This is a genomic window from Streptomyces sp. NPDC001816, from assembly GCF_042892235.1.
GTDB lineage: Bacteria > Actinomycetota > Actinomycetes > Streptomycetales > Streptomycetaceae > Streptomyces.
Window position 1 is genome coordinate 204,746 of record NZ_JBIATY010000013.1, and the last position, 25,790, is coordinate 230,535.

Here is a 25,790-nt window from a genome sequence, read left to right on the forward strand (position 1 = left end):
GGCCAGTAGGGTACGGACCACCTCGGATCGGCGGTCGTTTTGCCGCTCTTTGTTACGTAATGCCGCCGCCTGTTGGCGCCCTTTTCACTCGTTCGTGAGCGGGTCGGCTCACCTGATAGGTGCCGTTCTCGCGCACCGTTGAGTGGGGGTCCCGCTCACATGTTGAATACGGCTGTCTCATCTGTCGAGCGAGCCGAACGCCTTCCTCAGCAGGGCCGCCCGGTCGGCCGCCGACGGCACCTGTTCCAGACCGAAGCCGAGCAGAACGGTGTCCGCGGTGGTGACCGCTCCGTAGGTCTGGAAGAGCGTTCCGGTGCGCGTCCAGTCCCTCAGGACCGCCGGGCTGCCCGCGGGCGGTCCGGCCGCCTTCCAGGCACCCAGGGACGTCTCGAAACCCTCGGTCTCCTTCGCCACGCCGCCGGCCACGAGCGAGGCGTCGTCGACGAGGACGCCGTGTCCGCCGCTGCCCGGGTCGGTGAGGTAGCTGACCGAGATCTCGACGGACTTGCCGACGTACGCGCTCAGGTCGAAGCTCACCTGCTGCCAGCCGCCGGAGCTGCCGGTGAGGCTGTGCCACGAGCCGGTGGTGCCGGTCGCGGTGCAGGTGTTGTCCGCGAGCGTGAGGTAGTGCCTGAGCCAGGGGTGCTCCCCGATCAGGAACCCGGCCCCGCACTCGGCCGGTACGGCCGTCTTCGTGGCGCCGCCGGCCTCCGGGAGGGTCGTCCAGTCGTCGGCGCCCACGGTGTGGGCCTCGACGACCGCGTGGTCGTAGCCGGGCTCGGTGTCCCACAACAGCCGGGTGCGCAGGGCCGGCTGGTCGGCGGCGGTGACCCCGGTGAGATCGATGGTGCGGGTGAGGCGCTTGTAGGCGTCGTCGGTGTGCAGGGCCGCGGCCATGTAGGAGCCGGAGTACGGGCCGTACGGGCTGACGCTCCCGGCGAACCGGCCCGCACCCGCGCTCTTGAACTGCGGGTACGTGGCGGTGGGCAGTTCGTCCGAGGTGACGCCGTAGGTGCCGGCCTTGTCGAGCGGGTTGCCGGACACGTCACCGAGGGCGCCGGTGTAGCCGTCGAGGCCGCCGGAGCCGGTGAAGGCGGTGGCCCCCTTGGTCGACGTACGGCTGTAGGCGCCCAGGTAGTACTGGCTGAAGTCGTCCGAGAGGGTGCCGCGGCCGAGGTCGACGCTGCCGCCGGCCAGCTCGCCGGCCTCGATCAGCCGGCCGCCCTCGTTGAGGTAGGCGCGCAGCTGGAGCTGGGTGGCGTTGCCCGGGCCGTCGGCACCCGAGTAGTGCACGACGGTCCTGAAGTGCCCCAGCACGCCGAGCGCGTCGGGCGCACCCTGGGTGGCGACGTCCCAGACGATCGCCCGGTGCCCGGCCGCCTTCAGCGCGTCCACGTACGCCTGCGCCTGCGTGGCGGCCGCGCCCTCCTCGGCGACGACGAGGGTGTCGGCCCTGGGCCGCTCGGCGACGGTGTAGGTGAAGTGGGAGCTGGAGACCTTCTTGCCGCTCCTCGTCTCACCGGTGAACCACACCTCGACCTTGTCGCCCGGTTCGCCGCCTCGGACCTTGGCCCGGTACTCGTCGAAGTAGAGGTCGTCCCCGCCGCCGTAGGTCTCGCCGCCCTTCCAGTGTCTGAGCGTCCGGTCCCGCGTACGGCCGCCGTTGACGCGGTACTTGAGCTCCTTGTGGCGCACGGCCTTGCGGACAACGACCGAGACCTCCTGGTCCGCGCCCCGGGCGTACGACGTGGAGAACGCGGCCGGGGTGAAGTCGGCGGCGCTCAGGCCGACCGAGGAGACCGGCCGGTCGGGGTGGGCTGCGGTCTCGGCGACGGAGAGCGCGAACGGGACGTTCTTCTCGAACTCCTGCCGGATCAGCTTCTCGTCGTCGGGGAAGTTGAAGACCGACTGGCAGTCGGACGCCTTCCAGGCGTCGTTCGGGTCGAGGTTCGACGCGGTCTGACAGGTCGACATCTCGGGGGTGAACATCGCCATGCCGTTGACGTTCGAGGCGTGGCCGTCCGCTTCGCCGTTGGTGGTGTACAGCTCCGAGGAGACCTGCGAGCGGTAGCCCGGGATCGCCGGGTTGTCGGGAGTGCCGGCGAGCGCCTTGTAGAGCACGTCGTCCGGGGTGGGCGTGGCGACCTGCCAGCCGACGCCGTAGAGGAGGAGTTCGGCGGCGGAGTGGTAGTTGATGCCGTACGTGAATCCGATGCGCTTCTCGAAGGCGTCGAGGGCCTTGGTCTCGGGCTCGGACTCGGGACTCGCGCCGCGGTAGGTCTGGCTGGTGGGGTTCGGGGACGAGCCCTCGTCGTCGTAGCCCCACTTGTAGGGGAAGTTGCGGTTGAGGTCGACGCCGTCACCCGTGCTGATGGCGCCGTCGCCGTTGACGTCCCGCAGGTTCTTGCGCCACAGGCGGGTGGTGGAGTCCTTGAACGTGTAGTCGTAGCCGTCGGGGTTGGCCGACAGGACGAACCACAGCTCGGTGGAGTCGACGATCTTCTTGATGCGCCGGTCCGTCCTGTAGTTGTCCAGGTAGTAGTGCATCAGACGGCGGGTCATCTCCGGCGTGATCCACTCGCGCGCGTGCTGGTTGGACAGGTACAGCACGGCCGCCTTGGAGCCGTCCTTCGACTTCTGCGCGTTCCTGGTCAGCTTGAGCGCGAGGATGTCCTGGCCGTCGATCGTCTTGCCGATGGACTCGACCTTGGTGAGACCGGGGTGGTCCTGCCCGGTCCGGACGATCTCCTGCTCCAGACCTCCGCTCCCGCCGTAGGGCCGGAACACGCCCTGGGCGGCGCCCTCGACGCGTGCCTCGGCCCTGGCCGTGAGGGCGTGCTCGGTGAGCCGGACGCCCTGTTTCTCGAGCTTCCTCGCCTGCTTGTCGGTGAGGTAGACCTCGACGGTGGTCTTCCCGTGCCCGGCCACCTGCTCGCCGAGTTCCTGGCCGTCCTGCCCGGCCTTGAGGAGCAGGGGAATCTGCTTCTGGGTGACGTCTGCTCGGAAGACCTTGACCGCGTCGGGGTCGGACGGGCCTGGACTTCCGCTCTGCGCCTGGGCGATGGGTGCAAGGCTCGCTCCCCCGATCAGGAGCGCGCCGACAGCGAGGATCGATCTCGCTCTGGGTCTCATGAACCCCCCTACCAGTGGTTCGCCACAGCGGCGAACAGGTTGCCAGGCTCATGTCACATCATGATCGAGTCAAGGGCGCCTCATGGACATACAAACGCCGGTGCCGACCACCCGAATGGACGTCGGCACCGGCGAGTTGACGGTGTTTCGGGTCAGCCCGCCAGGTTGTCCGCCAGCTCCTCGCTGAGGTTGGCCTCCGTGCTCGGGATGCCCAGGTCGGCGGCGCGCTTGTCGGCCATCGCCAGCAGACGGCGGATCCGGCCGGCGACCGCGTCCTTGGTCAGCGGCGGGTCGGCGAGAGCGCCCAGCTCCTCCAGGGAGGCCTGCTTGTGCTCCATGCGCAGCCGGCCGGCGGCCGCGAGATGCTCGGGCACCTCGTCGCCGAGGATCTCCAGGGCGCGCTGGACACGGGCACCGGCGGCCACGGCGGCGCGGGCCGAGCGGCGCAGGTTGGCGTCGTCGAAGTTGGCGAGCCGGTTGGCGGTGGCCCGCACCTCGCGCCGCATCCGGCGCTCCTCCCAGGCCAGCACGGACTCGTGCGCACCGAGCCGGGTCAGCAGGGCACCGATCGCGTCACCGTCGCGTACGACGACCCGGTCCACCCCGCGCACCTCGCGGGCCTTCGCCGCGATGGACAGCCGGCGTGCGGCGCCCACCAGCGCGAGCGCGGCCTCCGGGCCCGGGCAGGTCACCTCCAGGGAGGAGGAGCGGCCGGGCTCGGTCAGCGAGCCGTGCGCCAGGAAGGCCCCGCGCCAGGCCGCCTCCGCGTCACAGGTGGCCCCGGAGACCACCTGCGGGGGCAGGCCGCGGATCGGGCGGCCCCGGCCGTCGACCAGGCCGGTCTGGCGGGCCAGCTGGTCGCCGCCCGCGACCACGCGCACCACGTAGCGCGAGCCGCGGCGCAGGCCGCCGGGCGCCATCACGATCAGTTCCGAACTGTGGCCGAAGATCTCCAGGATGTCCCGCTTGAGCCGGCGGGCCGCCATCGCGGTGTCCAGCTCCGCCTCGATCACGATGCGCCCGCTCACCAGGTGGAGGCCGCCGGCGAACCGCAGAATGGCGGAGACCTCCGCCTTCCTGCAGCAGGTCCGGGTGACGGGGAGCCGGGAGATCTCGTCCTTCACCGCTGCCGTCATCGCCATGGGCCGATCCTTCCATGCATCCGAAAAATACGGTCGTACGCGGCGGCCAGCAGCTCCGGGTCGTGCCGGGGGCTGCCGTCGGTCCGGGCCACCGGCGCCAGCTCGACCGCGGCTCCCAGCCGCTTGGCGGCCTCGGTGAGCGAGTCGCGGTCGGGCACCGCGGCCTCGTCGGCCAGCACCACGTCCAGGGCGAGTTTAGGGGCGTGTCGCCCCAAAACCTCCAAATGACGCTGCGGGGAGAAGCCCTCGGTTTCTCCGGGCTGCGGGGCGAGGTTCAGGGACAGGACCCTGCGCGCCTTGGTCTCGGTGAGGGCGTCCAGCAGCTCCGGGACGAGCAGGTGCGGGATGACCGAGGAGAACCAGGAACCGGGGCCGAGCACGACCCAGTCCGCGTCCAGGACCGCCGCGACGGCCTCGGGGACGGCGGGCGGGTCGTGCGGCACGAGGTGCACGGACTGCACCTCACCGGGGGTGAGGGCGACGGTCGCCTGCCCGCGCACGGTGTCGACCTCGTCCGGGCGCTCCGGGTCGTGCCCCTTGACCAGGGCCTGCAGCTCCAGCGGCACGGCGGACATGGGCAGCACGCGCCCGTGCGCGCCGAGCAGCTTGCCGACCAGGTCCAGGGCCTGGACGTGGTCGCCGAGCTGCTCCCACAGGGCCACGATCAGCAGGTTGCCGACCGCGTGGCCGTGCATCTCGCCCTGGGACTGGAAGCGGTGCTGGATGACCCGGGCCCAGGTCTGGCCCCAGTCGTCGTCGCCGCACAGCGCGGCCAGGGCCTTGCGCAGATCACCCGGGGGAAGCACCCCCAGCTCGTCGCGCAGGCGGCCGCTGGAGCCGCCGTCGTCGGCCACCGTGACGACGGCGGTGAGGTCGCCGGTGATCCGGCGCAGCGCGGCGAGCGAGGCGGACAGGCCCATGCCGCCGCCGAGGGCGACGACCTTGGGCTGGGCGCCGCGCCGGCGGACCCGGCCGCCGCGGGCCTCGACGGGGCGAGCCGCCCGCGCGTCGGTCGCGGCACGGCTCGCACGGCCCTCCGGCACCACCCGGCGCAGCCTGCTCAGCCGCGGTGTACGTTCCGTCATTCCCGTCCCATGTCCCGGTGTACGAGCACCGTCTCCACGCCCTCGGCCGCGAGACGTGCGGCGAGCTTCTCCGACATCGCGACCGAGCGGTGCTTGCCGCCGGTGCAGCCGATCGCGATGGTCACATACCGCTTGCCCTCGCGCCGGTACCCGGCCGCGATGAGCCGCAGCAGCTCGGCGTAGCGGTCGAGGAACTCCTTGGCGCCGGGCTGGTTGAAGACATAGGCGGCGACCTCCTCGTTGAGGCCGGTGTACGGGCGCAGCTCCGGGACCCAGTGCGGGTTGGGCAGGAACCGCATGTCCGCGACCAGGTCGGCGTCGACCGGCAGGCCGTACTTGAAGCCGAAGGACATCACGGTCGCCCGCAGCTCGGGCTCCTCCTCGCCCGCGAACTGGGCGTCCATCTTGGCGCGCAGCTCGTGCACGTTGAGGCTGGAGGTGTCGATCACCAGGTCCGCGTCGCCGCGCAGCTCGCGCAGCAGCTCGCGCTCGGCGGCGATGCCGTCGACGATCCGGCCGTCGCCCTGGAGGGGGTGCGGGCGGCGCACCGACTCGAAGCGGCGCACCAGGGCGTCGTCCGAGGACTCCAGGAAGACGATCCGGCGCGTGACGCCCCTGGTGTCGAGGTCGGCGAGGGACTCGCGCAGGTTGTCGAAGAACCTCCGCCCGCGGACGTCGACGACGACCGCGATCCGCGCCACGTTGCCCTGCGAGCGGGCACCCAGCTCCACCATGGTGGGGATCAGGGCGGGCGGGAGGTTGTCCACGACGAACCAGCCGAGGTCCTCCAGACACTTCGCGGCCGTCGACCGGCCCGCTCCGGACATGCCGGAGATGATCACCAGCTCGGGGATGGCCGCTTCGGGCGCCCCGGCCGGCGTGGCATCCGTACTCACCTGTGCTCCGTTTTCCTGAGCCGCCTGCTGCGGCTCCCCCGCGGCCGCCTGATCTCGGTCCGCTGCGGGCTGTGCGTCGTGCTCGGTCATCTCTCCTGCCCCCGTCGTTCGTCCGGGAGACCCGCGGACACGGGCTCCCCCGAGGAACCCGCCGTCGTATCGGGTTCCTCGTCATCAATGATCTCTCCGGTCGCCGTGTTCACGGCGGGTGCGGCCGGAGCCGCCTGGGCGAGGGCCACTGCGATGGTCTCGGCCGTCTTCCGGCCTATCCCGGGCACCTCCTGGATCTGCTCGATTGTGGCGGACCGCAGCTTCTTCACCGAACCGAAATGCTTGATGAGCGCCTGTTTACGGGTCTCGCCGAGGCCGGGCACGTCGTCCAGGGGGCCGGCACGGAAGCGCTTGGCGCGTTTGGCGCGCTGGTAGGTGATCGCGAAGCGGTGCGCCTCGTCGCGGACGCGCTGGAGCAGATAGAGGCCCTCGCTGGAACGGGGCAGGACCACCGGGTCGTCGTCACCGGGCACCCAGACCTCCTCCAGGCGCTTGGCGAGGCCGCACACGGCGATGTCGTCGATGCCCAGCTCGTCCAGCGCCCGCCGGGCCGCCGCGACCTGCGGCTGCCCGCCGTCGACCACGACGAGCTGCGGCGGATAGGCGAACTTCCTGGGGCGGCCGTCGTCGTCCTTGAGGGAGCTGGTGAGGGGATCGCCCTCGCCGAGGGCCGGCTCACCGTCGGTGAGTGCTTCCTCGCCGTCGGCCCACTCCCCCGTCTTCTCCTTCTCGGCGAGATAACGCCGGAAGCGGCGGGTGATGACCTCGTGCATGGAGCGGACGTCGTCCTGGCCGGCGAAGCCCTTGATCTGGAAGCGGCGGTACTCGCTCTTGCGCTGCAGGCCGTCCTCGAACACGACCATGGAGGCGACCACGTCGTCTCCCTGCAGGTGGGAGATGTCATAGCACTCGATCCGCAGCGGGGCGCTGTCCAGGTCGAGGGCGTCGGCGATCTCCTCCAGTGCCCGGGAGCGCGTCGTCAGGTCGGAGGCGCGCTTGGTCTTGTGCAGGGCGAGGGCCTGCTGGGCGTTGCGCTCCACGGTCTCCATGAGCGCCTTCTTGTCGCCGCGCTGCGGAATGCGCAGCGAGACGTTCGAGCCGCGGCGGCCGGTCAGCCACTCCTGGACCGGCTCGACCGGCTCGGGCAGGGCCGGGACCAGGACCTCCTTGGGGACGGCGTCCCCGGTCTCCTCGCCGTACAGCTGCTGCAGGGCGTGCTCGACGAGGGCACTGGTGGTGACCTCCTCGACCTTGTCGGTCACCCAGCCGCGCTGGCCGCGCACCCGGCCGCCGCGCACGTGGAAGATCTGGACGGCCGCCTCCAGCTCGTCCTCGGCGACGGCCATGAGGTCCGCGTCGGTCGCGTCGGCGAGCACGACCGCGTTCTTCTCCATGGCCTTCTTCAGGGCCTCGATGTCGTCGCGCAGGCGGGCGGCCCGCTCGTACTCCATCTCCTCGGCCGCCTCCATCATCTGCTTCTCCAGACGGCGGAGGTAGGTGCCGGTGCGGCCCGCCATGAAGTCGCAGAACTCCTCGGCCAGATCCCGGTGGTCCTCGGGGGCGATCCGGCCGACGCAGGGGGCGGAGCACTTGCCGATGTAGCCGAGCAGGCAGGGGCGGCCGGTGCGGGAGGCGTTCTTGAAGACGCCGGCCGAGCAGGTGCGCACCGGGAAGACCCGCAGCAGCAGGTCGACGGTGTCCCGGATGGCCCAGGCGTGGCCGTACGGACCGAAGTACCTGACGCCCTTCTTCTTGTGACCGCGCATCACCTGGACGCGCGGGAACTCCTCGTTCATCGTCACCGCGAGGTACGGGTAGCTCTTGTCGTCGCGGTACTTGACGTTGAACCGGGGGTCGTACTCCTTGATCCAGGAGTACTCCAGCTGCAGCGCCTCGACCTCCGTGGACACCACGGTCCACTCCACGGACGCGGCGGTGGTCACCATCGTCCGGGTGCGCGGGTGCAGGTTCGCCAGGTCCTGGAAGTAGTTCGCCAGGCGCTGACGCAGGCTCTTCGCCTTTCCGACGTAGATCACCCGGCGGTGCTCGTCACGGAACCTGTACACCCCCGGGGAGTCCGGGATCTCACCCGGCCTGGGGCGGTAGCTGGAGGGGTCGGCCATGTCTCACACCCTACTGGCGAGCACCGACACCGCGTCGCGCCTGTGGACAACGCCCACCGGCGCAGATCCCCGGTCAGCCCCGATCGGTGCGGTCCCTCGCCGCACTGCCCCCGAGGGCTGCATTTCCGGCCATGCCGGACCCTGCGGACCTGCCCGGCAGGGCACCCGGGCTGCCCTCCTGCGGCCCGTGGCGGCCTCGGCCCGCATGCGTAGGGGGTGCGGCTCGGCCAGGAGAACGCCGTGACCGGGTCCGAGGTGTTGTCGGGGTCTGGTCAACACGCTTCAATGCGGGGGAACTCGGGGCCGTGCACGCCGGCGTACGGACGCGGTGTGCGTGCACAGGGGCGTCTCCCGACGCCCACGGGGGTGGCCCCGCGCACCTGCGCCAGCGGTCTGACCAGCCGTCGCGACACCTCACAGAAAGGCCCCTGTGCATGCGGCAAGCCACAGAGCACGCGGACGTCCCCACCGCGGAACTGGACACGGCCCTGCGGGGCGGCCCCTTCCACGTGGCGCTGCGCGCCGCGATCGCCGCCCGCGGACTGCCGCTCCAGCGTGTGCAGCACCATCTGTCGCGCCATGGGGTCAAGGTCGGTGTCACCAGCCTGAGTTACTGGCAGCAGGGCGCCCGCCGCCCGCAGCGCCCCGAGTCACTGCGCGCCGTACGGGCCCTGGAGGAGATCCTCCAGCTGCCGGACGAGTCCCTGATCCGGCTGCTCACCGAATCCAGCGAACCCTCCTCCGTCCGGCGCCCCTCGGCCCGTTCCTACCGCTCCCTGATCGAGGCCTCCGACGCCCTGAACCGGCTCCAGGGCGACCTGGGCTGGTCCCTCGACGGCGGCCTGCACACCCTCGGCCACCACGAGCGGGTCCGGATCGGCGCCCGCCGCGAGCTGGCCGGCCTCGAGTCCCACCACATCGTGCGGGCCCACCGCGACGGCGTCGACCGCTTCCTCGCCGTCCACCACGGCGACCCCGGCTGCAGCCCCCGCGCCATGGCGGTGCACGCCCTGGAGAACTGCCGGACCGGGCGCGTCCGCCTGGACCAGGACACGGGTGTACTGGTGGCCGAGCTCCTCTTCGGCACCCGGCTGCGCGCCGGCGACACCTTCCTCTTCCGGTACGGCATCGAGGACGGCACGGCGGGGGTCTCGCGCGAGTTCGCCCACGGGTTCGGCTTCCCGGGCGGTCAGTACGCGCTGCAGGTGCGCTTCGACCGGGCCGCGCTGCCGACCCGCTGCCACCGCTTCTCCCAGCACTCCCCCGCGGCGCCGCGCAGCGGCCGCCACGAGCTGACGGTCAGCGGGCCGCACCACAGCGTCCACGTGGTCGAACCCCGGATCCGTCCGGGCCTGGTCGGCATCGCCTGGGACTGGGAGTGACGCGGGGCCGGAACGCCCGGAGCCGGCGCGGCGGGGGCCAGGTGCAAGTACCTGGGCGCCGCTCGGCGGTGCGGTCCGTCAGGCGCCCGGACCGGCGATGATCCTGCCGTTCGACGCCTTCACCGGCAGCTCGTTCAACGGCACGGTGGCCGGCGTCTGGACCACCTTGCCCGTCACAGCGTCGAACTGGCTGCCGTGGCAGGGGCAGATCAGAGTCGTCCCCTGGAGCTTGTTGATGGGGCACCCCGCGTGCGTGCAGATGGTGCTGTACGCCTTGAGGGCCCCGCTCTCGTCCCGGCTGACCACCACGTTGTGGTCCCGGTAGAGCTTCGCGCCGCCCTTCGCGACCTCGCTCTCGGCACCGAGGTCGACCGGCGCGGTCGGGGTCGCGTCGGCGGTGGTGCCGCCCGGCGCCGAGCAGGCGGCCAGTCCGAGCCCTGCCACCGGAACCACGGCGGCTCCTCGAAGGACGGTACGACGACTCGTGGACGGGCGGGCCGATCGGGCGGACATCATGTCTCCACTGGTCAGGGGGTGTGCAGGCCGACGATACCCGGACGGAACGGCCGACTCCGGGGCGGGGGTGGTGAACGGGGAGGAGCGCGGATCCACGGGCGGCGCGGGCGCGTAAACGTTTGCGTAAGCGTTTACGCGGAGGGGGTGGATGGGATACCTTCCCGGCGTCCGGCAGTCCTGCCGGCTCGACAGTGCCGCCTCTCGGCGGCTCGGCGGTTCAGCGGTTCAGCGGTTCAGCGGTTCAGCGGTTCAGCGGTTCAGGGAGAGGAAAACGCGATGGCCACCATGGCGGACGTCGCCCGGAGTGCCGGAGTCTCCGTGGCGACCGTCTCCCACGTGCTCAACGGCACGCGTCCGGTGCTGCCCCACACCCGCCAGGCCGTGCTGGACGCAGTCGACGCCCTCGGCTACACGCCCAACACCCTCGCCCGCTCCCTGGTGACCTCCCGCACCCGCTCCATCGGCCTCGCGGTGTCGGCGATCAGCAACCCGTACTTCACGGAGATCCTGCAGGGCGTCGAGGCCGCCGCCCTGGAGGCGGGCTACAGCCTGCTCATCGCCGACCCGCACGACGACCCCGCGCACGAGCGGAAGGTCGTCCAACTTCTTCACGAGCGCCGGGTGGACGGCATGATCGTCGCTCCGTCCGCACACCCGCACGACCTCGTCGCCTACCTCGGCCGCCACGAGGTTCCGACGGTGTTCCTGGACCGGGTGCTCCCCGAGCAGGCCCGTTTCGACCAGGTCTGCGCCGAGAACGAGGGTCCGACGGCCCGCATCGTCACCCATCTCGCCGGGCTCGGGCATCGCCGGATCGGCCTGGTCGCGGGCCTGCCCGGGCTCAGCACCACCGCTGAGCGGATCACCGGCTACCAGCAGGGACTCGCCGCCGCCGGGCTGGCCCACGACAAGGGCCTCGTGGTGTCCGGCAACTCCGAGTCGGCGGGTGCCGAGCGGGCCACGGCCGCCCTGCTCTCCCTGCCGACGCCGCCCACGGCGCTGGTCACCGCCAACAACGCCATGACCATCGGCGCCCTGCGCGCCCTGCGCCGGGAGGGCCTGACCGTCCCGGACGACATCGCCCTGTGCTGCTTCGACGACTTCGCCTGGGCCGATCTGTTCTCGCCCCGGCTCACCGCCGTCGCCCAGCCCAGTAGGGAGATCGGCGCCCAGGCCGTCCGGGTGCTCCTGGACCGGCTGGCCGACCCCAGCCGGCCCGCCCGGACCGTCCGGCTGCCCTGCACCCTCGTCCACCGCACCTCCTGCGGATGCCCGGAGGACCGGGACGAGATCGCAGGTGCAAGAGACGCAAGGCCGGCCGGGACCGGTGGGACGACCGAACCGGCCGCGCTCTGCGCACATTCCGCCTCCGCACATTCCGCGCTGCCCGCGCTGTCCGAGAAGGGAACCGCCTCGTGATCGTCGTCGCCGGTGAGGCACTGATCGACCTGGTACCGCACGGCCCGGGTGCGCTGGCGGACCTGAAGCCGGCGCTCGGCGGCGGCCCGTACAACACCGCCGTGGCCCTCGGCCGCCTCGGCTCCCCGACCGCGTTTTGCTCCCGCACCTCGCACGACGCCTTCGGCGAGGCCCTGCTGGACGGGCTGCGCCGGGCCGGGGTGGACGTGTCCGGCGTGCAGCGCGGCCCCGAGCCGACCACGCTCGCGGTCGCCACGATCGACGGCGGGGGCTCGGCCGCCTACTCCTTCTATGTTGACGGCACCGCCGACCGTCTCTTCAGCGCCCCCGCCGGTCTCCCCGCCGGCACGCGCGCGGTGTCCTTCGGCACCTGTTCGCTCGTCCTGGAACCGGGGGCGAGCGCCTACGAGGAGCTGATGCGGACCGCGGCCGCGCAGGGCCTGTTCACCGCCCTCGACCCCAACATCCGGACGGGCCTCATCCCGGACGCGGACGCCTACCGGGCGCGTTTCAAGAGCTGGCTGCCCTCGGTGACGCTGCTGAAGCTGTCCGCGGAGGACGCGGAGTGGCTGGGCGGCACCCCGCGCGAGTGGCTGGCCGCGGGACCGGCGGCCGTCGTGGTGACCCGGGGCGGCGACGGTCTCACCGTCCACACCCGGGACGGCGCGGAGTACTCCGTATCGGGCGAGAAGGTCGAGGTCGTGGACACCATCGGCGCCGGTGACACGGTGAACGCGGCCCTGCTGCACGGCCTGTCCGCTCAGGACGCGCTGTCGCCGGAGGGACTCGCCACCCTGGGACGGGACGGCTGGCGGCGACTGCTGCGGTTCGCGGCACGCGCGGCGGCGATCACCTGCTCACGCGCGGGTGCGGAGCCGCCGTACGCGGCCGAGCTGGGCGAGTTGTGAGCGGTCTCTTTCCTCTGTGCTCGTGTCAAGGTTCGGCCGGACCCGCGGTTCGTGGAACGGCCGGACCGCGGAGCCGGGGTGGCTGATGGTGGAACGAGCGACGCCCCGCGGGGAGTTCCCGCGGGGCGCCGCTTTTTTGATGACGTGTCAGGGCATGACCCGAACCGACCTCAGGCCTTGCGAGCCCGCGTCGTCGTCTTCTTCGCCGGTGTCGTCTTCTTCGTGGCCCCGGCGGCCTTCTTGGTCGCCGTGTTGTTGGCCTTGGCCGTCACGGTCTTCTTCGCCGTCGACCTGGCCGCGGCCGTCTTCTTGGCCGCCGCGCCACGCGGTGCCTTCACCGTTGCCGCGTCGCTGATGCGGTCGGCGTCGAGGATCTCGCGCAGGAACTTGCCGGTGTGGCTGGCCGGAACGCCTGCGATCTCCTCGGGCGTGCCCTCGGCGACCACGAGCCCACCGCCGGCGCCGCCTTCCGGACCCATGTCGACGACCCAGTCGGCGGTCTTGATCACGTCGAGGTTGTGCTCGATGACGATGACCGTGTTGCCCTTGTCGACCAGGCCGGCGAGGACCTTCAGCAGCTTGCTGATGTCCTCGAAGTGCAGGCCGGTGGTGGGCTCGTCCAGGACGTAGACCGTGCGTCCGGTGGAGCGCTTCTGCAGCTCGCTGGCGAGCTTCACACGCTGCGCCTCACCGCCGGACAGGGTGGTCGCGGACTGGCCGAGCCGCACGTACCCGAGGCCGACGTCCTTCAGCGTCCTCAGGTGCCGGGAGATGGCCGGGACCGCCTCGAAGAACTCGGTCGCCTCCTCGATCGGCATGTTCAGCACGTCGGCGATGGACTTGCCCTTGTAGTGGACCTCCAGGGTCTCCCGGTTGTACCGGGCGCCGTGGCAGACCTCGCACGGGACGTAGACGTCCGGGAGGAAGTTCATCTCGATCTTGATGGTGCCGTCGCCCGCGCAGTTCTCGCAGCGGCCGCCCTTGACGTTGAAGGAGAACCGCCCGGGCAGGTAGCCGCGGACCTTCGCCTCGGTGGTCTCGGCGAACAGCTTGCGGACGTGGTCGAAGACGCCGGTGTACGTCGCCGGGTTGGACCGCGGGGTGCGGCCGATGGGCGACTGGTCGACGTGCACGACCTTGTCGACGAGGTCGTCGCCGTCCACGCGCGTGTGCCGTCCGGGGACGCTGCGCGCGCCGTTCAGCTCGCGGGCCAGGTGCGTATAGAGGATGTCGTTGACCAGCGTCGACTTGCCGGATCCGGACACGCCCGTGACGGCCGTGAACAAGCCGAGCGGGAAGGACACGTCGATGTCCTGCAGGTTGTTCTCCCGGGCGCCGTGCACGGTCAGCCGGCGGGTCGGGTCCTGCGGGCGCCGTACGTCCGGCAGCGGGATGGCCTTGCGGCCCGAGAGGTACTGGCCGGTCTGCGACTCGGTGTTGGCGAGCAGTTCCTTCAGGGAGCCGCTGTGCACGACCTTGCCGCCGTGCTCACCGGCGCCCGGACCGATGTCGACGATCCAGTCGGCGACCTTGATCGTGTCCTCGTCGTGCTCCACGACGATGAGGGTGTTGCCCATGTCGCGCAGTCGGACCAGGGTCTCGATCAGCCGGTGGTTGTCGCGCTGGTGCAGGCCGATGGACGGCTCGTCCAGGACGTACAGGACGCCGACGAGGCCGGAGCCGATCTGGGTGGCCAGGCGGATGCGCTGGGCCTCGCCGCCGGACAGGGTGCCGGCCGCGCGGTTGAGGGAGAGGTAGTCGAGGCCGACGTCGACCAGGAAGCGCAGCCGCTCGTTGACCTCCTTCAGGACGCGCTCGGCGATCTTCTTGTCGCGGGCGCTCAGCGTCAGCTCGCCCAGGAAGTCCGCGCAGTCGCTGATCGACATCGCGGAGACCTCGGCGATCGACTTCTCCATGATCGTGACGGCGAGGACGATCGGCTTCAGGCGCGTGCCCTCGCAGGAGGGGCAGGGCACCTCGCGCATGTAGCCCTCGAAGCGCTCGCGGCTGGCGTCGCTCTCGGCCTCGCTGTGCCGGCGCTTCACGAAGGGCACCGCACCCTCGAAGGGCGTGGTGTACACGCGCTCGCGGCCGTACCGGTTGCGGTACCGGACCTCGATCTGGGTCTTGTGGCCGTGGAGCAGGGCCTTCTTGGCCCGCTGCGGCAGACCCGCGAAGGGGATGTCGGTACGGAAGCCGAGCGCGTCCGCGAGGGCGCCGATCAGGCGGCCGAAGTAGTCCTTGGTGTGTCCGTGCGACCAGGGGTGGATGGCGCCCTCGTCCAGGGACTTGTCCTCGTCCGGGACGATCAGCTCCGGGTCGACCTCCATGCGCGTGCCGATGCCGGTGCACTCGGGGCAGGCGCCGAAGGGCGAGTTGAAGGAGAAGGAGCGGGGCTCCAGCTCCTCGAAGGACAGGTCGTCGTACGGGCAGTGCAGGTGCTCCGAGTACATGCGCTCGCGCTCGGGGTCGTCCTCGGGGAGGTCCACGAAGTCGAGCACGACCATGCCGCCGGACAGGCCGAGGGCGGTCTCCACGGAGTCGGTGAGGCGGCGCTTGGCGGAGTCCTTCACCGTGAGGCGGTCGATGACCACCTCGATGGTGTGCTTCTCCTGCTTCTTCAGGGTCGGCGGGTCGGACAGCTGGATGGTCTCGCCGTCCACGCGCGCGCGTGAGTAGCCCTTGGTCTGCAGGTCGGCGAAGAGGTCGACGAACTCGCCCTTGCGCTCGCGCACCAGCGGCGACAGCACCTGGAAGCGGCTCCCCTCCGGCAGCTCCAGGACCTTGTCGACGATGGCCTGCGGCGACTGGCGCGAGATCGGGCGGCCGCACTCGGGACAGTGCGGCTTGCCGATGCGCGCGAAGAGCAGACGCAGGTAGTCGTAGACCTCGGTGATGGTGCCGACCGTCGAGCGCGGGTTGCGCGAGGTCGACTTCTGGTCGATGGAGACCGCCGGGGACAGACCCTCGATGAAGTCGACGTCCGGCTTGTCCATCTGGCCGAGGAACTGGCGGGCGTACGAGGAGAGCGACTCCACGTAACGGCGCTGGCCCTCGGCGAAGATCGTGTCGAAGGCCAGCGAGGACTTGCCCGACCCCGACAGGCCCGTGAAGACGATGAGCGAGTCACGCGGCAGGTCGAGCGAGACATTCTTCAGGTTGTGCTCGCGCGCGCCACGGACGATGAGACGGTCGGCCACGCCGGTCCGCACCTTTCTTGAGAGAAGTGACAGGGGCGGGGCCCCCGTGCTTCTTCGAGACTAGGGGGAGCCACTGACAACGCCGGTCGGATTTCCCGGTTGCATAACAACCCCCGGTCATCCAGCATGCCCGACGCCACCCCCGACGATATAGCACGTGCTTTCGATTTTCGGTGGGGGTTCACCACCTTCACCCAAACGTGTGGCGGGGCTAAGGTCAGGCCCATGATTGATCACGCTCATGACCTGGCCTGTGTACGCGAAGCGACCGAGCGACTCCTCACCGCTGTCGCCAAGCTGGACAACGCATCTCTCGCCGAGCCGTCACGCCTGCCCGGCTGGACCCGCGGACACGTCCTCGCCCACCTCGCCCGCAACGCGGACGCGCTCGTGAACGTCCTCGACGGCCGTCCCATGTACGCGAGTGCCGAGGCCCGGGACGCCGACATCGAGCGGGACGCCCCGCGCCCCCTGGACGTCCAGCTCGCCGACGTGCGCGAGAGCGGGGACCGCTTCCAGGAGAGGGGGGCCGCGCCGGCGGACTGGACGCGCACGGTGGAGCTGCGCAACGGGGTCACCGACTCCGCGTCCCGGGTGCCGTTCCGGCGCTGGGTCGAGGTCGACCTGCACCATGTGGACCTCGGGACCGGGTACGAGCTGGAGGACCTGCCGGCGGAGTTCACCGAGCGGGAGATCGAGTTCCTGACACAGCGGTTCTCCGGGAACCCCGACGTCCCGGCGACCCGCGTCACGGACGGCACGCGCACGTGGAGCACGGGACGCGAGGCCGCCGAGCCCGAGATCACGGTCAGCGGGTCTCCGGCGGACCTGCTGGGCTGGCTCGCCGGACGCCGCGAGGGCACCGCGCTGGAGGCCACGGGCGGCGCGCTCCCGAAGCTGCCTCCGCTGTAGCGCGACGACGGCCCGCCGGGCACTCCCCCGCTATAGGCTGATCACCATGACGTACAGCGGAGAGGTCAAGGTCGGCGGCCCGGCGGACGTGCACGAGCTGAAGGACCTGATGATCACGAAGATCGCGGTCGGCCCGATGGACAACAACGCGTATCTGCTGCGCTGCCGGGCCACTGACGAGCAACTCCTGATCGACGCCGCCAACGAGGCACCGACCCTGCTCACCATGATCGGCGACGACGGCATCGCGTCCGTCGTCACCACGCATCAGCACGGCGACCACTGGCAGGCGCTCGCCGAGGTCGCCGCCGCCACGGGTGCCCGTACGTACGCCGGCCGGGAGGACGCCCCGGGCATCCCGGTGCCCACGGACGTCCTGGTCGACGACGGTGACGTCATCAGGGTGGGGCGCGTGGAACTCACCGCGCGTCACCTCGTGGGGCACACTCCGGGCTCCATCGCGCTGGTCTACGACGACCCGCACGGCCACCCGCACGTCTTCACCGGGGACTGCCTCTTCCCGGGCGGCGTCGGCAACACGCGCAAGGACCCGGAGGCGTTCGCGAGTCTGATCCGCGACGTGGAGACGAAGATCTTCGATGTGCTGCCGGACGAGACCTGGGTGTACCCGGGGCACGGCAACGACACCACGCTGGGGGCGGAGCGGCCGCATCTGCCGGAGTGGCACGCGCGCGGGTGGTGATGTTCCGGGCGCCTGATGGCTCGGGGCGCCTGGTTCGTGGCCTCGCGCCCCTGGTGAAGCGGACGTAGCTCAAGAAGTCGGCGATTCCGCGCCGGGCGCGCGCCCCGTGTGAACTGTTCGCACGCGCCGACGGCGCATGCGCGCTCCCCTCGCGCCGTGTCACGCAGTCAACTGGTGGCAGCCCCGCACAGGATGACGGCTCCTGCGCGGTATGGGCCGCCGGTCTTCCAACCCCGCCCTCGGCCGGCGGCCCAGGCCAGGGCGACCTCGAGCGGCAGCGTTCACACGACCGCAACACCCGTTCCCAGTATGCGGACAATGAACGCCGTGACCTGGACAAACACGGGGTTCGCTGCCAATCTCCCGCCATGCACCTTGCCTCTCGCGCACTGCGCCGCGCGGTAGCCGCCGCCACCATAGCCCTGCTCGCCACCGCCGTCGGCTGTGCTCCGCAGCCCGAGGACAAGGCGTCGGCCGCCCCGTCCGGGTCCGCCGAGAAGAGCTGCGCCAAGGGCAAGTTGGCCACCAAGACGTCCGGGAAGCTGACGATCGCGACGGACGAGCCCGCGTACGAGCCGTGGTTCAAGGACGACAAGCCCAGCAACGGCAAGGGCTTCGAGTCCGCGGTGGCCTACGCCGTGGCGCAGCGGCTGGGCTACGACAAGAGCGCCGTGGTCTGGCAGAGCGTGCCCTTCAACAAGGCGTTCGCGCCCGGTGTGAAGACCTTCGACTTCGACATCAACCAGGTGTCGATCAGCACGGAGCGCAAGAAGGCCGTGGACTTCTCCTCCGGTTACTACGACGTGCGTCAGGCCGTCATCGCGCTCAAGGGCAGCAAGGCCGCCAAGGCGACGAGCATCGCGGACCTGAAGAACCTCAAGCTGGGCGCCCAGGTGGGCACCACGAGCCTCGACTACATCACCGACGTGGTGAAGCCGAAGCAGGAGGCCGCCGTGTACGCGAAGAACGACCAGGCCAAGTCCGCGCTGAAGAACGGTCAGGTCGACGCCGTCGTCACGGACCTGCCGACCGCGTTCTACATCACCGCGGCCGAGGTGACGAGCGCGAAGATCGTCGGCCAGTTCGAGAACCAGGGCGGCACGCCCGAGCAGTTCGGGCTCGTGCTCGACAAGGGCAGCGCGCTGACCTCGTGCGTGACCGGCGCCGTCGACGCGCTGCGCAAGGACGGCACGCTGGCGCGGATCGAGAAGCAGTGGCTCTCCGACGCCGTCGACGCACCGGTGCTCAAGTGACGGTCACCAAGGGCGAGTCCGCGGCGGAGGGGGCGGACGACAAGGGTGACATGACCGGCGGCGCCGGGGACGCGGTGCCCGGCGCCGGTGACCGCTACGTGCCCTCCGAGCGGCGGCTGGAGCGCGAGCGCCACAAGCGGACGCGGGCCCGCCGCGCCACGGCCGTCGCGGCGCTCTCCACCCTGGTCACGGCCGCCGTGCTCTACCTGGTCGTCGTCAACGCTCCGGGCTGGCCGCGCACCAAGGAGACGTTCTTCAGCGCGCAGTACGCGCGCGAGGCGTTCCCCAAGGTCCTCGAAGGACTGTGGCTGAACGTCCGCCTCCTGATCGTCTGCGGTGCCGCCGTGCTGGTCCTCGGCATGCTCATCGCCGTGGCCCGCACCCTGCGCGGCCCCGTGTTCTTCCCGCTGCGCGTGCTGGCGGCGGCGTACACGGACTTCTTCCGCGGTCTGCCGCTCATCATCAACTTGATGATCGTGGTGCTGGGCGTGCCCGCGCTGCGACTGCAGGGCGTGACGGTGGATCCGGTGCTGCTCGGCGGTACGGCGCTGACGCTGACGTACTCGGCGTACGTGGCCGAGGTGTTCCGGGCCGGCATCGAGTCCATCCACCCCTCGCAGCGCGCCGCGGCCCGCTCGCTGGGCCTCACCAACCGGCAGGCCCTGCGCTACGTCGTGCTGCCGCAGGCGGTGCGCCGTCAGGTGCCGCCGCTGCTCAACGACCTGGTGTCGCTGCAGAAGGACACCGGCCTGGTGTCGATCGGCGGCGCGGTGGACGCCGTACGGGCCGCCGACATCATCGTGGGCCGGAGCCTCAACTACACGCCGTACATCGTCGCGGGCCTGGTCTTCGTTGCGCTGACCATCCCGATGACGCGTTTCACGGACTGGGTGACGGCCAGGATGGACCGGCAGCGGGCCCAGGGAGGATCGATATGAGTACGGCACCCCAGGACGGCTCCCCGGTGCTGCGGATGGAATCCGTCCGCAAGACCTTCGGGAGTTCCGTCGTACTGCGGGACGTCGACCTGGAGGTCGCCCCGCACACGGTGACCGCGCTGATCGGCGCCTCCGGGTCGGGCAAGTCCACACTGCTGCGCTGCGCCAACCTCCTGGAGGAGATCGACGACGGAGCGATCTGGCTGGACGGCGACGAGATCACCGACCCGCGCGTCGACCAGGACGCGGTACGCCGCCGTATCGGCGTCGTCTTCCAGGCGTACAACCTCTTCCCGCACATGACCGTGCTGGACAACATCACGCTCGCCCCACGCCGGGTGCACGGCGTCTCTCGCGCGGAGGCCGAGGAGCGGGCCAGGGAGCTGCTGGAGCGCCTCGGACTGGGCGACAAGGCGGCCGCCTACCCGGACCGGCTGAGCGGTGGCCAGCAGCAGCGTGCGGCGATCGTACGGGCCCTCGCCGCACGACCCCGGCTGCTGCTGCTCGACGAGATCACCGCCGCGCTGGACCCCGAACTCGTCGGCGAGGTCCTGGAAGTGGTCCGCGGCCTGAAGGACGAGGGCATGACCATGGTGCTGGCGACGCACGAGATGGGCTTCGCCCGGGACGTCGCCGACCAGGTTTGTTTCCTGGACGGAGGAGTCGTGCTGGAGCGCGGCACCGCCGAGCAGATCTTCGGCGATCCGCAGCAGGAGCGCACGCGGCGCTTCCTGCGGCGGATCGTGGAGTCCGGCCGACTGTAGGGTCGGCGGAGGCTACGCGTCGGCCTGGGCCGCCCCCACCAGGGCTGCGACCCGCTCCACGCCGAACACGTAGCCCTGCACGCCGCAGCCCGCGATCACGCCGTCGGCGCGCAGCGAGACGTACGAGTGGTGCCGGAACGACTCGCGCTGGTGGATGTTGGAGATGTGCACCTCCAGCACGGGCATGCCGTCGCAGGTGTTGAGCGCGTCCAGGATCGCGACCGAGGTGTGGGAGTAGGCGGCGGGGTTGATGACGATCCCGCAGTGGGCGAGCCGCGCCTCGTGGATCCAGTCGACCAGCTCGCCCTCGTGGTTGGACTGCCGGAAGTCCACCGTGCCGCCGTGTGCCGCCGCTGCCTTGGCGCACATCGCCTCGACGTCGGCGAGCGTGTCCTTGCCGTAGATCTCGGGCTGGCGCTGGCCGAGGAGGTTCAGGTTGGGCCCGTTGAGGATCATGATCGGGGCGTTGGCCAGGGTGCGGGGCACGGTTCCTCCGGTCCGTTCGGAGCGGCTTCTGCGGCCGCTCGCTCGAAACCGGTCTATCACGGCGCGCGGCGCAGGCGAGGGGCGCCTGCTCCGGCCGCCGCGGCGCGCGCCGCGGCTTGTTGATCACCTCCGCGCGCCCCCGTAACCCTTGATCACGGTGGGTAGTTGACGCAGTGTGCACGATGTACGGGCCGTAAGGGCCCCTTCCATGGCGCGGCTCGCGGCCGCCTCGCTCGCCGGGACCGCGATCGAGTTCTACGACTTCTTCGTCTACGGGACAGCGGCGGCCCTGGTCCTTGGGCCTCTGTTCTTCCCGACGTTCTCGCCAGTGGCGGGGACGCTGGCGGCGTTCGTGACGTTCGGGGTGGGGTTCGTGGCCCGGCCGCTGGGCTCGGCGCTGTTCGGGCACCTCGGCGACCGGCGCGGACGGCGGCCGGTGCTCGTCATCTCCCTGCTGCTGACCGGCGCTTCGACGGTCGCGGTCGGGTGCGTGCCGACATACGGAACCCTCGGCGTGGCCGCCCCCGTGCTGCTGCTCGTCCTGCGCTTCCTCCAGGGGCTCGGGCTCGGCGGCGAGTGGGGCGGGGCGGTGCTGCTGACCGCCGAGCACGCGCCCGCCGGGCGGCGCGCCCTGTGGTCGAGCTTCCCTCAGGTGGGGCCCGCGTTCGGCTTCGTGCTCGCCAACGGGGTGATGCTCGCGCTGTCGGCAGTGCTGTCCGACGCGCAGTTCGCGCAGTGGGGCTGGCGGATTCCGTTCTGGGCGGCCGGTGTGCTGGCTCTGGCCGGGCTGTGGCTGCGCTCGTCGCTCGCCGAGACTCCCGGGTTCCTGGAGATCGACGACCACGCGCGCGTGCCGCTCGTCGAGGTCGTACGGCACCACGGGCGGCTGGTGCTGCTAACGGCCGGGGCGCTGGCCGTCGGGTACGCCGTGTTCTACGCGGTGACGACGTGGTCATTGGCGTACGCGACCGAGCGGCTCGGGGTGAGCCGCACCGTCATGCTGACGTGCGTCATGGCCGCCGTGGTGGTGAAGGGCGCGCTCACGCCCCTCATGGCACTGCTGGGCGACCGCTACGGGCGGCGGCCGATGTGCCTGGTGGGGTGCACGGCATGCGCCCTGTGGATGCTGCCGATGGTCGCCCTGCTGGCGACGGGCGAGCCGCTGCTGATGTTCCTCGGCATCCTGGGCGCGCTGATCGCCTTCGTCATCATGTTCTCGGTGATCGCCGCGTATCTGCCGGAGCTGTACGAGGCGCGGGTGCGCTGCACAGGGGCCGCGGTCGGCTACAACCTCGGCGGGGTCCTGGGCGGCGCGCTCACCCCGATCGTCGCCACGGCCCTGGCGGAGCACAGCGGGCGCGTGCCGTGGGGTGTGGGCGTGTATCTGACGGGCATCGCCCTGCTGAGCCTGGCCTGCTTCGCGCTGCTGCCAGAAACGCGGCCTGTGCCTTTGCCGGCGGTGGAGCCGGTCACGGGCTGACCGGGACGGCGGCGCCAAGGGTTGATCGCCAGCTCCAGGTAGGCAGCGAACACCACCAGGTGCACGCCACCCTGCAGGGGTGTGGCCCGGCCCGGCACCACCGTCAGGGAACTGACGATCACGGTCAGTGCGAGCAGTAGCATGTGCGTCGGTCCGAGACCGAGGACGAGCGGTCCGGACAGCCAGATGGAGGCGAGCGCGACGGCGGGGACGGTCAGGCCGATGCCGGCTGTCGTCAGGCGTCGACGCCGGCCTTCGCAGCTGCCTCGCTCTCGCCGTGCACCGCCTCGGCGGCCGCCTGCTTCCTGGTGGCCATGAGGCTGGTGATGGTGGTGACGACGAGGACCGCACAGATCACGCCGAGCGAGACCGGGATGCTGATCTCGGGGACGTGGACCCCGGACTCGTGCAGCGCGTGCAGCACCAGCTTGACGCCGATGAAGCCGAGGATGACCGACAGGCCGTACGACAGGTGGACCAGCTTCTTGAGCAGGCCACCAATGAGGAAGTACAGCTGGCGCAGACCCATCAGGGCGAAGGCGTTGGCGGTGAAGACGATGTACGGGTCCTGGGTCAGGCCGAAGATCGCGGGGATGGAGTCCATCGCGAACAGCACGTCGGTGGTGCCGATGGCGAGCACCACGACCAGCATCGGGGTCATGACCCGCTTGCCGTTCTCCTGGATCCAGAGCTTGGTGCTGTGGTACCGGTCGGCCACGCCGAACCGGCGCTCCGCGGCCTTCAGCAGCCCGTTCTCCTCGTACGCCTCGTCTTCCTCCTCGGCGCGGGCCTCCTGGATGAGCTTCCAGGCGGTCCAGATCAGGAAGGCGCCGAAGAGGTAGAAGACCCAGGAGAAGCTGGCGATGATCGCGGCTCCGGCCGCGATGAAGACGGCCCGCAGGACCAGGGCTATGAGGACACCGACGAGCAGGACCCGCTGCTGATACTGCGAGGGCACGGCGAACTTCGCCATGATCAGGACGAAGACGAAGAGGTTGTCGACGCTCAGTGACTTCTCGGTGATGAATCCCGCGAAGAACTCGCCGGCCGGCCGGCCACCGCCGAAGACGAGCAGACCGAGGCCGAAGAGCCCGGCCAGGGCGATCCAGACGACGGTCCAGACACCGGCCTCCTTGATCGACACGTCATGAGGCTTGCGCCCGATGAAGAAATCGACCGCGATCAGGGCGGCGAGACCCACGATGGTCAGGGCCCACAGGGCCACAGAGATTTCCACTGCACCTCCGGCATTACGTCACGGCAAACACTGTCAGCGCTGTCGCTGCCGGAGGTCTCTTCCACCCGCGATGGGCCGACGCCCCGGGATCCGCATCGATCCGTACTGACGGGTGCGTCGCAGTCAGGGAGTACTCCCCTCCGCTGGGAGGACAGTACCCCAATCACCAAGGAAAGGTAAAGTCATTAGTAAAAGAAAGACAAAACTCGCTCTTCAGAGGTGCTTTACCGATGCTTGGTGCGCGCTGCCGTCACCTCGGTGAGCACCTGCTGGAGGACCCCGCTGCCGGGCGGCACGAGCAAGGGCTCGTACGTCCAGGTGTGGCCGACCCAGGGGTCCGCGAGGTGATCGTCGGGTACGGGGGTGAGCCGCATGAGCGAACGCCACAGCGGGTCGAGCAACGGGCCGTAGGCCTCGGCGTCCGCACGGTCCGCGACCATCAGCAGATGCACGCCGACGGCCGGGCCCTCGTCGGCGAGATAGCGCAGCTGGGTCACCGCCCGGTCGTCGAAGCCGTGCGGGAAGTCGTTGACGATCAGCAGCTGCTGGGCGGTGTCGACGTCAGGTGGCAGCGCTTCGGCCGCGCCGCCGCGCACCGCCATCTGTGTCAGGTCGACACGGTGGGTGAGCCGTCCCAGCATGTCCGCCACGCCCGCCGCGCCGCTCGCGGTAGGCACCGCCGCAGCCCCGGTCCGCGTCAACGGCAGGAGCGCCTTGGCCCCGGCACCGGCCGGGTCGACGACCTGCACGGCGAACTCCCCGACCGGGTGGACGGCGAGCAGCCGGACCGCGAGCGCCACCGCGGCGTCCATGGCGAGCCGACGCGCCTCGGCGGAGTCCAGGAAGGTGCCGTCGAGACCTTCCACCGGGCCGCTGTCGATCCAGAGCCCCCGCTGCAGCGGCAGCCTGACCAGCATGGGAATGCGCAGCGGCATGCTCTCGGGCAGATGGAGATCACCGAGCCGCACAGCCATCGGCGGCTCGTCCGGCACGCGGTAGCCGTGCCAGACGGGGTTGTCCCAGCGGGCGTACGCCGGCGGCAGCGCGGGCTCGACGACCTCGGACTCGGCGGTGAGTTGGGCGAGGTCCCGGTCGAAGACGGCCCGCGCCTGGTCGACCAGCTGGGAGTGCCGGGCGTGGGCCGCCTCGCGCGTGGACTGGCCGGCCGTGCCGAGCCGGCTGGACGGATCGGCGAGGGCCTGGTCGAGTTCCTTCTCCAGGCGGGCACCGGCGAAGTCGACAGCGCTGCGGTACGCGGCCGTGGTGCGGGCCAGATCCTCGAACATGCCCCAGACCTGGTTGTACAGCCGCTCCTCCATCGACCAGCCCACCGCGTCACCGGCTACGGGCTGGGCAGGCTGCCCGTCCGGGACCGGGGGCGGCGGGGGCGGCGGGGCCGTGGGGATACGGCGGCCGGGGTGGGTGTAGTCGATCGGGCCGCCTTCCGTCGGAGCGTCGACCAGGCCGCCCGATGTCCGAGCGTCATGCGCACGCTGCGCGTCGTGCGGCTGTGTCGGCCGTGGTGCCGAAGAACCGGCGGTGTCCTGGGGCTGTTGCACCGGTATCGCGCGGGCGAGGCTTCGCGACACCGCTTCCTGGATGCCCGCCGCGAGTGCTTCGGGCTGGGGCAGGCCCTGGTCGGTGAAGAGTGCGGCGAGACCGCCGGCATAGCCCTGGCCGACCGCGCGGACCTTCCAGGCGCCCTGTCGCCGGTACAGCTCCAGGGCGACGACGGCCGACTCGGCGTCCAGGCCGGTGAGGGTGAAGCGGACGACCTCGGTGCCGTCGAGGCCGGTGACCGCCGTGCGCGGGGCGGCGACCGCACCGAACCGCAACGCGCCTCCCGCCTGCGTGGGCAGGGCCAGCAGCACGGTGACGCGGTGGACCGCCTCGGGCAGGGCGGCCAGGTCGACGGCGAGCCGGTGGTCGGCGGCGGCCTGCCCGGAGACCTCGATCCCGGGCAGCGTGGGGGCGCCGGGGTGGGCCACCCACTCGGCGCCGTGCACTGTGCCGTGCTCGTCGCCGAGCGTGGCTCCCGCCAGGACCGGCACCCCGGCAGAGATCCGGATCTCCAGCCGGACCTGCGACAGCGGGTGGTTCTGTCCCCGCACCAGCTCGGCCGTCATCGCCGACGCCCCCCTGTGTCGTGTTGTCGTGCGCGCC

Annotated in this window: 19 protein-coding genes and 1 pseudogene; 9 read left to right on the top strand and 11 right to left on the bottom strand. The window is 71.0% G+C overall.

What is annotated here, in order from left to right; translation table 11 throughout:
• Positions 1–177: 177 nt before the first annotated feature.
• The 5 genes from ACFYZZ_RS36350 to uvrC all read right to left on the bottom strand — a co-directional run bounded on the left by ACFYZZ_RS36350 (position 178) and on the right by uvrC (position 8,429).
• On the bottom strand, positions 178–3,132 hold the full coding sequence (locus tag ACFYZZ_RS36350) for a M14 family zinc carboxypeptidase (protein ID WP_389185552.1): 2,955 nt from the start codon (positions 3,130–3,132) through the stop codon (positions 178–180).
• A gap of 152 nt (positions 3,133–3,284) precedes the next feature.
• Positions 3,285–4,274 carry a DNA-binding protein WhiA gene (whiA, locus tag ACFYZZ_RS36355; protein WP_071381536.1) on the bottom strand — a complete coding sequence of 330 codons (990 nt, stop codon included), beginning with the start codon at positions 4,272–4,274 and terminating at the stop codon, positions 3,285–3,287.
• A complete protein-coding gene (gene yvcK, locus ACFYZZ_RS36360; RefSeq protein ID WP_389185556.1) occupies positions 4,265–5,359 on the bottom strand; it encodes a uridine diphosphate-N-acetylglucosamine-binding protein YvcK in 1,095 nt (364 codons plus the stop codon). Before yvcK ends, whiA begins: the two co-directional genes overlap by 10 nt.
• A complete protein-coding gene (gene rapZ, locus ACFYZZ_RS36365) occupies positions 5,356–6,345 on the bottom strand; it encodes an RNase adapter RapZ (protein ID WP_389185558.1) in 990 nt (329 codons plus the stop codon). Before rapZ ends, yvcK begins: the two co-directional genes overlap by 4 nt.
• Positions 6,342–8,429, bottom strand: a complete 2,088-nt coding sequence (gene uvrC, locus ACFYZZ_RS36370; protein WP_389185561.1) for an excinuclease ABC subunit UvrC — start codon at positions 8,427–8,429, stop codon at positions 6,342–6,344. The genes rapZ and uvrC overlap by 4 nt, the downstream gene beginning before the upstream one ends.
• A 434-nt stretch (positions 8,430–8,863) precedes the next feature.
• Here uvrC and ACFYZZ_RS36375 point away from each other — a divergent pair, with 434 nt between their 5' ends.
• Complete coding sequence (locus ACFYZZ_RS36375) at positions 8,864–9,811, top strand: hypothetical protein (protein WP_389185564.1); 948 nt, start codon at positions 8,864–8,866, stop codon at positions 9,809–9,811.
• A gap of 78 nt (positions 9,812–9,889) precedes the next feature.
• On the opposite strand, the gene ACFYZZ_RS36380 is transcribed toward ACFYZZ_RS36375, so the two are convergent.
• Positions 9,890–10,324 carry a Rieske (2Fe-2S) protein gene (locus tag ACFYZZ_RS36380; RefSeq protein WP_389185567.1) on the bottom strand — a complete coding sequence of 145 codons (435 nt, stop codon included), beginning with the start codon at positions 10,322–10,324 and terminating at the stop codon, positions 9,890–9,892.
• Between the two features lie 279 nt (positions 10,325–10,603).
• On the opposite strand from ACFYZZ_RS36380, the gene ACFYZZ_RS36385 reads away from it, so the two are divergent.
• Together ACFYZZ_RS36385 and ACFYZZ_RS36390 are read left to right on the top strand one after the other, a co-directional pair.
• Positions 10,604–11,746 (top strand): LacI family DNA-binding transcriptional regulator, encoded by a 1,143-nt coding sequence (locus ACFYZZ_RS36385; protein WP_389185570.1) that lies wholly within the window; start codon positions 10,604–10,606, stop codon positions 11,744–11,746.
• Complete coding sequence (locus tag ACFYZZ_RS36390; RefSeq protein ID WP_389185573.1) at positions 11,743–12,654, top strand: carbohydrate kinase; 912 nt, start codon at positions 11,743–11,745, stop codon at positions 12,652–12,654. The genes ACFYZZ_RS36385 and ACFYZZ_RS36390 overlap by 4 nt, the downstream gene beginning before the upstream one ends.
• Before the next feature lie 170 nt (positions 12,655–12,824).
• Here the strand turns inward: ACFYZZ_RS36390 and uvrA are convergent, their stop codons facing one another.
• Positions 12,825–15,854 carry an excinuclease ABC subunit UvrA gene (uvrA, locus tag ACFYZZ_RS36395; RefSeq protein ID WP_389185576.1) on the bottom strand — a complete coding sequence of 1,010 codons (3,030 nt, stop codon included), beginning with the start codon at positions 15,852–15,854 and terminating at the stop codon, positions 12,825–12,827.
• A 225-nt stretch (positions 15,855–16,079) separates the two neighbouring features.
• Between uvrA and ACFYZZ_RS36400 the strand changes: the two genes are divergently transcribed.
• The 5 genes from ACFYZZ_RS36400 to ACFYZZ_RS36420 all read left to right on the top strand — a co-directional run bounded on the left by ACFYZZ_RS36400 (position 16,080) and on the right by ACFYZZ_RS36420 (position 20,424).
• On the top strand, positions 16,080–16,766 hold the full coding sequence (locus ACFYZZ_RS36400; RefSeq protein WP_389185579.1) for a maleylpyruvate isomerase family mycothiol-dependent enzyme: 687 nt from the start codon (positions 16,080–16,082) through the stop codon (positions 16,764–16,766).
• 46 nt (positions 16,767–16,812) lie between these two features.
• Entirely contained in the window at positions 16,813–17,469 is a 657-nt protein-coding gene (locus ACFYZZ_RS36405) for an MBL fold metallo-hydrolase (protein ID WP_389185582.1), read from the top strand.
• 368 nt (positions 17,470–17,837) lie between these two features.
• The gene (locus ACFYZZ_RS36410; protein ID WP_389185585.1) at positions 17,838–18,722 is read left to right on the top strand and encodes an ABC transporter substrate-binding protein; all 885 of its coding nucleotides are present in this window, start codon (positions 17,838–17,840) and stop codon (positions 18,720–18,722) included.
• Complete coding sequence (locus tag ACFYZZ_RS36415; protein WP_389185588.1) at positions 18,719–19,660, top strand: amino acid ABC transporter permease; 942 nt, start codon at positions 18,719–18,721, stop codon at positions 19,658–19,660. Before ACFYZZ_RS36410 ends, ACFYZZ_RS36415 begins: the two co-directional genes overlap by 4 nt.
• Positions 19,657–20,424 (top strand): amino acid ABC transporter ATP-binding protein, encoded by a 768-nt coding sequence (locus tag ACFYZZ_RS36420; protein WP_389185591.1) that lies wholly within the window; start codon positions 19,657–19,659, stop codon positions 20,422–20,424. Before ACFYZZ_RS36415 ends, ACFYZZ_RS36420 begins: the two co-directional genes overlap by 4 nt.
• Positions 20,425–20,436: 12 nt before the next feature.
• On the opposite strand, the gene aroQ is transcribed toward ACFYZZ_RS36420, so the two are convergent.
• Positions 20,437–20,910, bottom strand: coding sequence for a type II 3-dehydroquinate dehydratase (aroQ, locus tag ACFYZZ_RS36425; RefSeq protein ID WP_389185594.1), 474 nt, complete (start codon positions 20,908–20,910; stop codon positions 20,437–20,439).
• 208 nt (positions 20,911–21,118) lie between these two features.
• On the opposite strand from aroQ, the gene ACFYZZ_RS36430 reads away from it, so the two are divergent.
• Positions 21,119–22,390 carry an MFS transporter gene (locus tag ACFYZZ_RS36430; protein ID WP_389185597.1) on the top strand — a complete coding sequence of 424 codons (1,272 nt, stop codon included), beginning with the start codon at positions 21,119–21,121 and terminating at the stop codon, positions 22,388–22,390.
• Positions 22,391–22,407: 17 nt separating this feature from the next.
• Here the strand turns inward: ACFYZZ_RS36430 and ACFYZZ_RS36435 are convergent.
• The 3 genes and pseudogenes from ACFYZZ_RS36435 to ACFYZZ_RS36445 form a co-directional block, all read right to left on the bottom strand.
• Positions 22,408–22,620: pseudogene (locus ACFYZZ_RS36435) on the bottom strand (ionic transporter y4hA); the annotation flags it as partial.
• 5 nt (positions 22,621–22,625) lie between these two features.
• Complete coding sequence (locus tag ACFYZZ_RS36440; protein ID WP_389185600.1) at positions 22,626–23,627, bottom strand: TerC/Alx family metal homeostasis membrane protein; 1,002 nt, start codon at positions 23,625–23,627, stop codon at positions 22,626–22,628.
• A gap of 224 nt (positions 23,628–23,851) precedes the next feature.
• Entirely contained in the window at positions 23,852–25,753 is a 1,902-nt protein-coding gene (locus ACFYZZ_RS36445) for a TerD family protein (protein ID WP_389185603.1), read from the bottom strand.
• Positions 25,754–25,790 lie beyond the last annotated feature (37 nt).

What these genes read in the sequence shown, in the direction of transcription:
- ACFYZZ_RS36375 (WP_389185564.1), top strand. Translation starts at nt 8,864, where the DNA reads ATGCGGCAAGCCACAGAGCACGCGGACGTCCCCACCGCGGAACTGGAC.
- ACFYZZ_RS36445 (WP_389185603.1), bottom strand. Translation starts at nt 25,753, where the DNA reads ATGACGGCCGAGCTGGTGCGGGGACAGAACCACCCGCTGTCGCAGGTC.
- ACFYZZ_RS36400 (WP_389185579.1), top strand. Translation starts at nt 16,080, where the DNA reads ATGATTGATCACGCTCATGACCTGGCCTGTGTACGCGAAGCGACCGAG.
- whiA (WP_071381536.1), bottom strand. Translation starts at nt 4,274, where the DNA reads ATGGCGATGACGGCAGCGGTGAAGGACGAGATCTCCCGGCTCCCCGTC.
- ACFYZZ_RS36430 (WP_389185597.1), top strand. Translation starts at nt 21,119, where the DNA reads ATGGCGCGGCTCGCGGCCGCCTCGCTCGCCGGGACCGCGATCGAGTTC.
- uvrC (WP_389185561.1), bottom strand. Translation starts at nt 8,429, where the DNA reads ATGGCCGACCCCTCCAGCTACCGCCCCAGGCCGGGTGAGATCCCGGAC.
- ACFYZZ_RS36410 (WP_389185585.1), top strand. Translation starts at nt 17,838, where the DNA reads ATGCACCTTGCCTCTCGCGCACTGCGCCGCGCGGTAGCCGCCGCCACC.
- rapZ (WP_389185558.1), bottom strand. Translation starts at nt 6,345, where the DNA reads ATGACCGAGCACGACGCACAGCCCGCAGCGGACCGAGATCAGGCGGCC.
- ACFYZZ_RS36405 (WP_389185582.1), top strand. Translation starts at nt 16,813, where the DNA reads ATGACGTACAGCGGAGAGGTCAAGGTCGGCGGCCCGGCGGACGTGCAC.
- ACFYZZ_RS36420 (WP_389185591.1), top strand. Translation starts at nt 19,657, where the DNA reads ATGAGTACGGCACCCCAGGACGGCTCCCCGGTGCTGCGGATGGAATCC.
- ACFYZZ_RS36385 (WP_389185570.1), top strand. Translation starts at nt 10,604, where the DNA reads ATGGCCACCATGGCGGACGTCGCCCGGAGTGCCGGAGTCTCCGTGGCG.
- ACFYZZ_RS36380 (WP_389185567.1), bottom strand. Translation starts at nt 10,324, where the DNA reads ATGTCCGCCCGATCGGCCCGCCCGTCCACGAGTCGTCGTACCGTCCTT.
- ACFYZZ_RS36350 (WP_389185552.1), bottom strand. Translation starts at nt 3,132, where the DNA reads ATGAGACCCAGAGCGAGATCGATCCTCGCTGTCGGCGCGCTCCTGATC.
- yvcK (WP_389185556.1), bottom strand. Translation starts at nt 5,359, where the DNA reads ATGACGGAACGTACACCGCGGCTGAGCAGGCTGCGCCGGGTGGTGCCG.